This window comes from Isoptericola sp. NPDC060257 (genome assembly GCF_042726645.1).
Taxonomy (GTDB): domain Bacteria; phylum Actinomycetota; class Actinomycetes; order Actinomycetales; family Cellulomonadaceae; genus Isoptericola; species Isoptericola nanjingensis.
Genome location: NZ_JBHXAW010000189.1, coordinates 1 through 8729 on the forward strand (window position 1 = coordinate 1; position 8729 = coordinate 8729).

General features: G+C 75.5%; 9 protein-coding genes and 1 tRNA gene. 8 read left to right on the plus strand and 2 right to left on the minus strand.

From position 1 onward, the window contains the following. Positions 1-138 precede the first annotated feature (138 nt). Positions 139-909, plus strand: coding sequence for a septum formation initiator family protein (locus ACFWEK_RS14960; protein ID WP_430554542.1), 771 nt, complete (start codon positions 139-141; stop codon positions 907-909). A gap of 21 nt (positions 910-930) precedes the next feature. Here ACFWEK_RS14960 and ACFWEK_RS14965 read toward each other — a convergent pair whose 3' ends face one another. Next, positions 931-1734, minus strand: a complete 804-nt coding sequence (locus tag ACFWEK_RS14965; protein WP_430554543.1) for an IclR family transcriptional regulator — start codon at positions 1732-1734, stop codon at positions 931-933. A 71-nt stretch (positions 1735-1805) separates the two neighbouring features. Between ACFWEK_RS14965 and ACFWEK_RS14970 the strand changes: the two genes are divergently transcribed. From ACFWEK_RS14970 to ACFWEK_RS15000, 7 genes are all read left to right on the plus strand, one after another. Further along, positions 1806-2903 carry a 2-dehydro-3-deoxygalactonokinase gene (locus tag ACFWEK_RS14970; protein WP_430554544.1) on the plus strand — a complete coding sequence of 366 codons (1098 nt, stop codon included), beginning with the start codon at positions 1806-1808 and terminating at the stop codon, positions 2901-2903. Beyond that, positions 2900-3517: a 2-dehydro-3-deoxy-6-phosphogalactonate aldolase gene (locus tag ACFWEK_RS14975; protein WP_430554545.1), complete on the plus strand. Its 618-nt coding sequence runs from the start codon at positions 2900-2902 to the stop codon at positions 3515-3517. Before ACFWEK_RS14970 ends, ACFWEK_RS14975 begins: the two co-directional genes overlap by 4 nt. Before the next feature lie 27 nt (positions 3518-3544). Then, positions 3545-4693: a galactonate dehydratase gene (gene dgoD, locus ACFWEK_RS14980; protein ID WP_430554546.1), complete on the plus strand. Its 1149-nt coding sequence runs from the start codon at positions 3545-3547 to the stop codon at positions 4691-4693. An 89-nt stretch (positions 4694-4782) separates the two neighbouring features. Further along, positions 4783-5307 carry a DUF501 domain-containing protein gene (locus ACFWEK_RS14985; protein ID WP_430548333.1) on the plus strand — a complete coding sequence of 175 codons (525 nt, stop codon included), beginning with the start codon at positions 4783-4785 and terminating at the stop codon, positions 5305-5307. 45 nt (positions 5308-5352) lie between these two features. Then, positions 5353-6318: an exopolyphosphatase gene (locus tag ACFWEK_RS14990; RefSeq protein ID WP_430554547.1), complete on the plus strand. Its 966-nt coding sequence runs from the start codon at positions 5353-5355 to the stop codon at positions 6316-6318. Positions 6319-6408: 90 nt separating this feature from the next. Further along, positions 6409-7860, plus strand: coding sequence for an NAD(P)/FAD-dependent oxidoreductase (locus ACFWEK_RS14995; protein ID WP_430548335.1), 1452 nt, complete (start codon positions 6409-6411; stop codon positions 7858-7860). Positions 7861-7933: 73 nt separating this feature from the next. After that, positions 7934-8007, plus strand: a tRNA-Leu gene (locus ACFWEK_RS15000). Positions 8008-8021: 14 nt separating this feature from the next. Here ACFWEK_RS15000 and ACFWEK_RS15005 read toward each other — a convergent pair. Then, a complete protein-coding gene (locus ACFWEK_RS15005) occupies positions 8022-8615 on the minus strand; it encodes a LysR family transcriptional regulator substrate-binding protein (RefSeq protein ID WP_430554548.1) in 594 nt (197 codons plus the stop codon). Between the last annotated feature and the right edge of the window lie 114 nt (positions 8616-8729).

Consider the following 8729-nt stretch of genomic DNA (forward strand, 5'->3'; position numbering starts at 1 on the left):
CGTCCGCATCGAGCGTGCTGGATCGATCCTCGACCGGCGGCCGTCTCGAAGAGCAATTCAGCACCCTCGATGCCGGAGCTGCCGGGCGCGCCGACGACGGTCCCGGCCCCGGGCGGTGCGGCTCGGCAGAATCGGGGCGTGCCTGCCCGTCGACCGACCTCGCCCGCCGCCCGCCGCCCGGCGTCGCGGCCCTCGGGGGCGCGCGGCGGTTCCGCGCGGCCCACGACGACGTCGAACGCGTCGGTGGGCACCAAGCCCAAGGCCCCGGCGAAGGGCGCGAGCGCGAGCGCGGGCGCGAAGGGCACGGCCAAGGGCTCCGGCAAGGGAACCGCCACGAGCGGCAAGGGCGCGGCGGGCTCGCGGCGCGGGTCGCGTCGTCCGGCCGGGCCGGCGCGCGAGGACCGGCGGCGCAGCCGCTACGGGCTGGTGCTGCCGGAGGTGCTCACCGTCCGGCTCATCGTGCTGTCGGTGGTGGTGCTGCTCGCGGTGGTGCTCCTGCTGCCCACGGTGCGCGGCGCGGTGACGCAGGCGCACGAGCTGGACCGCCTGCGCACGGAGCTGGCCCAGAACCGCGCCGAGCGCGACCGGCTGGAGGTGGAGCTCGGCCGCTGGGAGGACCGGTCGTACGTCGAGGAGCAGGCGCGGTCGCGCCTCAGCTTCGTCATGCCGGCCGACAAGGTGTGGCGCGTCGTCGACCCCGACGCGGCGGGGGACGACGACGTCGACCCGGTGACGGGCGAGGCCGTGGGCTCCGGGCCGGTGGGGACGTCCACGGGCCCGAGCGTGCCCTGGTACCAGTCGGTCTGGGAGTCGGTGCGGGTGGCCGACGGGCCGGCCACCACGGACGACGACGCCACGGGCGACGAGCCCGGGCCCGGCGGTTCCCCCAGCCCGTCGTCGGGAGGCTGACCCGCGCCGGCGGACCGTCGGTCAGCGTCCGCCCGGCCGGTGGCCGAGCCCGGCCGCGACGGCGGCGGCGGTGTCGAGGACGACGGGCACGAGCGACTCCACCCGCGCGGGCGGCATGTACGGACGGGTGGCGGAGACGCTCACGGCGGCGACGATCGCGCCGGACGCGTCGCGCACGGGCGCGGCGACGCAGAGGATGCCGGGCTCGTTCTCCTCCAGGTCGAACGCGACCCCGCGACGGGCGGACGCCTCCATGACGGCGACGAACTCGTCGGGCGTGAGCACGTCGGCCGTCGGTCCCTCCGGCGCGTCCTCGCCGACGCGCCGCTCGGCGACGAACTGCTCGCGCCACCGGTCGGGGCGGTCGAGCAGCAGGGCCTTGCCCACCCCGGTGCGCGTGAGCGGCATCCGGTGCCCGACCCGGGAGCGCATCTCCGCGCCGCGGGTGCCGGGGATCTTGTCGAGGTAGAGCACCTGGCCGCGGTCCTCGACGGCGAGGTGCACGGTGTCGGAGACGCGGGCTGCGAGCGCCCGGAGCGGCCCGGCCGCGACGTCGGCGACGGGGTTCTCCTGCAGCGCCTGGTAGCCGAGCTCGATGAGCGCCGGGCCGAGCGCGTACCGGCCGTCCTCGAGGCGGCGCACGTACCCGGTGGCGAGCAGCAGCTGCAGCAGGCGGTGGGCGGTGCTGCGGCCGATGCCGGTGTCGGCGGCGATGTCGCGCAGGCGGCCGTGCCCGCGGGCGACGGCATCGACGACGGCGATGCCGCGGGCCAGCGTCTGCGTGCCCGAGGGCGCGGGGGACTCCGGGGGGAGGGGCAGGCTCACGGCGACGAGGCTATCCCGATAATCGGGACACAGTTCTCATCATCGGGAACGGCTGCCTACCGTTCACGACCATGGCCGATGACGCACCCGGGCGCGACGCCGCGCTCGTCGCCCTCGACTGGGGCACCTCCAGCTTCCGGGGCTGGCTCCTGGACGCCGCAGGCGCGGTCCTCGACGAGGTCCGGACGGACGACGGCACCCTCCGCTGCTCCGCGGGCGCCGGCTCCGCGCCGGAGCGTGCCGCCGCGTTCGAGCGCACGTTCGCGCGCCTGTGCGGGTCCTGGCTCGACCGCCGCCCCGGCCTGCCCGTCCTGGCCGCGGGGATGGTGGGCTCCAACCACGGGTGGGCGGACGCGGGGTACCTCGACGTTCCAGCCGCGCTCCCGCGGCTCGCCGACCACCTCACGCCGGTGCCGGTCACCGGGACCGACGTCGGCACCGTCGTGCACCTGGTGCCGGGCCTGCGGGTCACCGAGCCGGACCCCGACGTCCTGCGCGGGGAGGAGGTGCAGCTGCTCGGCGCGCTGGAGGAGGCCCGCGAGGAGGGCGGCGCGGCGCTCGCCACGGCGGTGCTGCCGGGCACGCACTCCAAGTGGGTGCACCTCGACGGCGACCTGGTCACGGGCTTCGGCACGGTCATGACCGGCGAGCTGTACGGCCTCCTGCTGCGCGACAGCATCCTGGCCCGCCTCGCCGACGACGGCCCCGGCGACGGCCGCGAGGACGATGCTGACGACGGCACGGGGCCCAGCTCGTGGGAGGCGTTCGACCGTGGGCTCGACGCCGAGGCGCGGCGCGGGGACGAGCGCGGGCTGGCGGCGCTGCTGTTCACGGCGCGCACCCTCGTCATGGCGGGCATGCTCCGGCCGGCCGAGGTGGCGGACTACCTCTCGGGCCTTCTCGTCGGGTCCGAGGTGCGGCACGCGCTGCGCGCCGACCCGGCCCCGCGCGTCACGGTGTGCGCCTCCGGCGCGACCGCGCGCCGCTACGACCGGGCGCTCGGGCGCCACGGCGCCGCCGCGCACGTCGCCGGCCAGGACGTGGCGGTGCGCGGCCTGTGGCGCGTCGCCCGCGACGCCGGGCTCGTGGCCGCACCCGCACCCGGACCCCGGACCCGGGACCGCCACCACGCCACCACCCCGTCCCGCACCGAGGAAGGACTCTCATGACGCACCGACCCGTCGGCCTCGTCGCCATCCTGCGAGGAGTGACGCCGCCCGAGGCCGTCGACGTCGCGGTCGCCGTCCTCGAGGCGGGGTTCGACGCCGTCGAGGTGCCGCTCAACTCTCCCGACCCGCTGGTGTCGGTCCGCCGCATCCGCGAGGCCGCGGGCCCGGACGCGCGGGTCGGGGCGGGCACGGTGCTCACCCCCGACGACGTGCGCCGCGCCGCCGCCGCCGGGGCCTCGCTCGTCGTGTCGCCGAACACCCGGCCCGACGTCGTCGCGGAGACCGTGCGGCTCGGGCTGGAGAGCTTCCCGGGGGCGGCGACGCCCACCGAGGCGTTCGCCGCGCTCGACGCCGGGGCCACCGCGGTCAAGCTGTTCCCGGCCACCGCGGTCGGCGTCACGGGCCTGCGCGCCTGGGCGAGCGTGCTGCCCTCCGGCACGGCGCTCGTCCCCGTGGGCGGCGTCGACGCCACGACCCTCGGCGGGTGGGCCCGCGCCGGCGCGGCGGGCGCGGGCCTGGGCACCTCGCTGTACCGGCCCGGCGACGCCGCCGCGACCGTCGCCGCCCGCGCCGCCGAGCTCGTCCGCGTCTGGGCCGAGCACACGAACCGCTGACCCCGCACCCCACGCTGAGAGGAAGCCGTGAAGATCACGTCGCTGACGACGTTCGCCGTCCCGCCCCGCTGGCTCTTCCTGAAGATCGAGACCGACGAGGGGATCGTCGGCTGGGGAGAACCCGTCCTGGAGGGTCGCGCCGCGAGCGTCGCGGCCGCCGTCGAGGAGCTGTCCGACTACCTGGTGGGCAAGGACCCGCGGCATATCGAGGACCACTGGACGGTGCTGTACCGCTCCGGCTTCTACCGGGGCGGCGGCGTCCACATGAGCGCGCTGGCCGGCATCGACCAGGCGCTGTGGGACATCAAGGGCAAGGCGCTCGGGGTGCCCGTGCACGAGCTGCTGGGCGGGCGCGTGCGCGACCGCATCAAGGTGTACTCGTGGATCGGCGGCGACCGGCCGGCCGAGACCGCCGCGGCCGCGCGCGAGGCCGTCGGGCGCGGCTTCTCCGCCGTGAAGATGAACGGCCCCGAGGAGCTGCAGTACCTCGACACCCGGGGCAAGGTGGAGCGGGTCGTCGCCAACGTCGCCGCCGTCCGCGAGGCCGTCGGGCCCGACGTCGGCATCGGCGTCGACTTCCACGGGCGGGTGCACCGCCCGATGGCGCGCGTCCTCCTCGAGGCGCTGGAGCCGTACCACCTGATGTTCGTCGAGGAGCCGGTGCTGTCCGAGCACGTCGACGGCATCGCGGACGTGCTGCGCGCCTCCAGCACGCCCATCGCGCTGGGGGAGCGCCTGTACTCGCGGTGGGACTTCAAGGACGTCATCACGTCCGGCGTCGTCGACGTCATCCAGCCCGACCTCTCCCACGCCGGCGGCATCACCGAGGTCCGCAAGATCGCGGCCATGGCCGAGGCGTACGACATCGCCGTCGCCCCGCACTGCCCGCTAGGGCCGATCGCGCTCGCCGCCTGCCTGCAGCTCGACGCCGTCACCTACAACGCGGTGATCCAGGAGCAGAGCCTGGGCATCCACTACAACACCTCCAACGACCTGCTCGACTACGTCGTCGACCCATCCGTCTTCGCCTACTCCGACGGGTCGGTCGAGATCCCGCGCGGCCCCGGCCTCGGCATCGAGGTGGACGAGGACTACGTGCGCGAGCGGGCCGCGGTCGGGCACCGGTGGCGCAACCCCGTGTGGCGGCACGCGGACGGCTCGTTCGCGGAGTGGTGAGCGGGCGCACCCCGGCAGCGGCACCGGCGGGGGAGCGCTCGGGGGAGAATGGGTGCTGCCCCGCCCGCGACGCCCCGAGGACCTCCCCTATGACCGACCACTCCGCCCCCGTCGGCGACGCCGACCCGACCGTGGTCACCGATCGCGACCTCGAGGTGCTCGCCGAGCAGCTCGGCCGCGAGCCGCGCGGCGTCGTCGGCATCGCCGCCCGCTGCGTGTGCGGTCGCCCGCTCGTCGTGCGCACCGCGCCGCGGCTGCCCGACGGCACGCCGTTCCCGACCACGTACTACCTCACGCACCCGGGGGCGGTCGCCGCCGCGTCGCGGCTGGAGGCGGACGGCGTGATGAAGGAGATGACGGCGCGCCTCGCCGAGGACGAGGAGCTGGCGGCCGCGTACCGCCGGGCGCACGAGCACTACCTCGCCCGGCGCGCCGAGCTCGGGCAGGTCGACGAGATCGAGGGCATCTCCGCCGGCGGCATGCCCACGCGCGTCAAGTGCATCCACGTGCTCATGGGCCACGCGCTGGCCGCGGGGCCGGGAGTGAACCCGCTCGGCGACGAGGCGCTCGCCCTCGTCCGCGACCAGTGGCGGCCCGACCGCTGCACCTGCTGACGGCCGGCAGGCGGGCCGTCGGTGTCGGATGAGACAGTGTGGCCCGTGACAGAGAGCTCCACACGCGCGACGCGGGTCGCCGCGATCGACTGCGGCACCAACTCCATCCGCCTCCTGGTGGCCGACGTCGGCCCCGGCGGCACGCTCACCGAGATCGACCGGCGGCTGCGCATCGTGCGGCTCGGACAGGGCGTGGACCGCACGGGCGAGCTCGCCCCGGAGGCGCTCGCGCGCACGCTCGAGGCGTCGCGCGACTACGCGAAGGTCATCACCGAGGCGGGCGCCACGCGCGTGCGCTTCGTCGCGACGTCGGCCACGCGCGACGCGCGCAACCGGCGGGAGTTCTTCGACGGAGTCCGCGCGGCGCTGGGCGTCGACGCCGAGGTGGCCTCGGGCCGTGAGGAGGCGGAGCTGTCGTTCCGCGGCGCGACCGCGGGCGTGGCCGCGCAGCACCCCGGGCCGTACCTGGTGGTGGACCTCGGCGGCGGCTCGACCGAGCTGGTGCTCGGCACGACGACGCCGGAGGCCGCCCTCTCGCTCGACGTCGGGTCGGTGCGCATGACGGAGCGCCACCTGCACTCCGACCCGCCCGCGCCGGCCGAGGTGGAGGCCGCGCGCGCCGACGTGCGCGCCGCGCTCGACGACGCCGCCCGCACCGTGCCGTTCGGCCGGACCACGACGCTCGTCGGTCTCGCCGGCTCGGTGACGTCGGTGACCGCTCACGTCCTGGGGCTGGCGGAGTACCGGCGCGACGCCGTGCACGGCGCCGTCCTCGGCGTCGACCGGGTGCTCGCCGCGTGCGACGACCTGCTGCACCGCACCCGCGAGCAGCGCCTCGCCCTCGGGTTCATGCACCCCGGTCGCGCGGACGTCATCGGCGCGGGCGCGCTGGTCTGGTCCGAGGTCGTGCGGCGGGTGCGCGACGACGTCGCCGCCGCGGGCGGCACGCTGACCGACGTCGTGACCAGCGAGAGCGACATCCTCGACGGCATCGCCCTCTCGCTCGCGTGACCGTGCGGCCTGACCTGCGCGAAAGCTGCCGGGGGCCGCAGGATGGACGGCCCGACTGCGTGCCCCCGGCACGGTCGTAGAATGGTGTTCATGCCTCAGAACGTTCTGTCGTCGGACACCTCTGTCCAGGACGCGCCCGCCGCGGCTCCGCGGCCCCGCAAGGTGCCCCGCATCGTCGTCCTCGGCGGTGGTTCCGTCGGCCTCTATGCGGCGCGTCGTCTGCGCCGCAAGCTCGGCAAGCAGGACGCGGCGATCGTCGTCGTCGACCCGCGGCCGTACATGACCTACGCGCCGTTCCTGCCGGAGGCCGGCGCGGGCTCGATCGACGCCCGCGACGTCGTCGCCCCGCACCGCAAGGCCCTCAAGGGCATCGACGTGCTGCAGGGCCTGGTCAACCACATCGACCACGCCGGGCACAAGGTCACGATCCACCCCGAGGAGGGGCCGGACTACGAGGTCTCGTACGACCAGCTCGTCGTCGGCCTCGGCTCGGTCTCCCGCACGCTGCCCATCCCGGGCCTCGCGGAGAACGCGATCGGCTTCAAGAACGTGGAGGAGGCCATCGCGGTCCGCAACCACGTGCTCAACCGCATGGACGTCGCCTCGTCCACGTGGGACGCGGACGCGCGCAAGCGCATGCTGACGTTCACGTTCGTCGGCGGCGGCTTCGCCGGCATCGAGGCGCTGGCCGAGATCGAGGACATGGCGCGGTACGCCACGCGCAACTACCCGACGATCGACGCCGAGGACCTGCGCTTCGTCATGATCGAGGGCTCGGGCCGCATCCTTCCCGAGGTCTCGGAGCCCATGGGCCTGTGGGCGCTCGACGAGATGAAGAAGCGCGGCATCGAGTTCCACCTCAACACGTTCCTGTCGTCCTGCGTGGACGGGCACGTCGTCACCTCGACGGGCGTCGAGTTCGACACCGAGACGATCGTGTGGACCGCCGGCGTCAAGGCGAACCCGGTCATCAAGGAGGAGTCGGACCTCCCGTTCGACCGGATGGGCCGCGTCATCGTCAAGCCCACCCTGCAGGTCGCGACGGAGGACGGCGAGATCGTCCCCGACGCCTGGGCCGCGGGCGACTGCGCCGCCGTGCCGGACGTGCTCAACCCCGGCCAGTTCTGCCCGCCGAACGCGCAGCACGCGATCCGCGAGGCGACGAAGCTCGCCGACAACCTGGTCGCCGTCCTCAAGGGCGAGCAGCCCGAGGACTACGCGCACAAGAGCGTCGGCGTCGTCGCGTCCCTCGGCCTGTACAAGGGCGTCGCGGAGCTGTTCGGCTTCCTCAAGCTGCGCGGCCCGCTCGCGTGGCTCGCGCACCGCGGCTACCACGTCATGGCGATGCCGACCGGCAACCGCAAGGTGCGCATCCTCATCGGCTGGGTCGGCCAGTTCCTCATGGGGCGCGAGATCGTGTCCCTCGGCTCCCTGCACGACCCGCGCGACGAGTTCCGCAAGGCGTCCGTGCCGCCGAAGCAGCCCGGCGAGAAGGTGGAGCAGAAGGCCGAGTCGTCGGCCGCGCGCGCCGAGAAGGGCTGACGCCGCACCGGTACCGTGAGCGGGCGCCGGGTCGACCTCTCCGAGGCCGGCCGGGCGCCCGCTCCGTCGTCCCGCCCCCGTAGCCCAACTGGCAGAGGCAGCCGGCTTAAACCCGGCCCAGTCCCGGTTCGAACCCGGGCGGGGGCACCTCTGCGGCATCGTCAGCCGTCGGTGGCTCCCGCCATCTCCACCTCGACGTCGGCGCCCGCGCGGCGGAACGCGTCGACGACGCGGCGGACGGCGAGGCGCTCGGCCCGGTCGGGCCGCAGGACGGCGGAGACGTGCCGCGCGATGGCGACGTCGGTCAGCTCGCGCAGCACGAGGCGGTCGCCGGTGGGCGTGGTGAAGCGCGGCAGCACGGCGACCTGGTCGCCCGCGGCGACGAGCGCCTCGATGAGGCGGTTGTCGCGCAGCCGCTGCACCACGCGCAGCTCGGCCCCCGTGGCCTGCTCGACGGCGAGCCGCACGGTGTCGAACGGGTAGCCGAGGGGCACCCCGATCCAGTCCTGGTCGACGAGGTCGCGCGGCCGCACGTGCGGCAGGCGCGCGAGCGGGTGGTCGGCGGCCATCGCGATGTCGAGGGGCTCGCGGGCGAGCGGCACCACGGTCAGGCCCTCCGCCCCGGCGGGCCGCACGCTGGTGAGCGAGTGCGCGACGACGACGTCGTGGTCCGCGGTGAGCGGTCCGTACTCGGCCTCCGCGATGTCGACGTCGGCGCAGCGCAGCGCGATCGCGGTGCCGGCGAGGTCCGCCATGACGCGGGGGAGCAGGAACGTCGCGGGGGGGGGCCCCGCCCGGCCCGGGGGCGGGGCCCCCCGCGCCCCCGGGGGCAAGGCACACCCCGCCGGGGGCACCGCGAGCGCGCCGGC

Bases quoted from the DNA above. Each gene is read 5' to 3' on its own strand.
- ACFWEK_RS14970 (WP_430554544.1), top strand. From the start codon at position 1,806: ATGGCCGATGACGCACCCGGGCGCGACGCCGCGCTCGTCGCCCTCGAC.
- ACFWEK_RS14975 (WP_430554545.1), top strand. From the start codon at position 2,900: ATGACGCACCGACCCGTCGGCCTCGTCGCCATCCTGCGAGGAGTGACG.
- ACFWEK_RS14985 (WP_430548333.1), top strand. From the start codon at position 4,783: ATGACCGACCACTCCGCCCCCGTCGGCGACGCCGACCCGACCGTGGTC.
- ACFWEK_RS14995 (WP_430548335.1), top strand. From the start codon at position 6,409: ATGCCTCAGAACGTTCTGTCGTCGGACACCTCTGTCCAGGACGCGCCC.
- ACFWEK_RS15005 (WP_430554548.1), bottom strand. From the start codon at position 8,615: ATGGCGGACCTCGCCGGCACCGCGATCGCGCTGCGCTGCGCCGACGTC.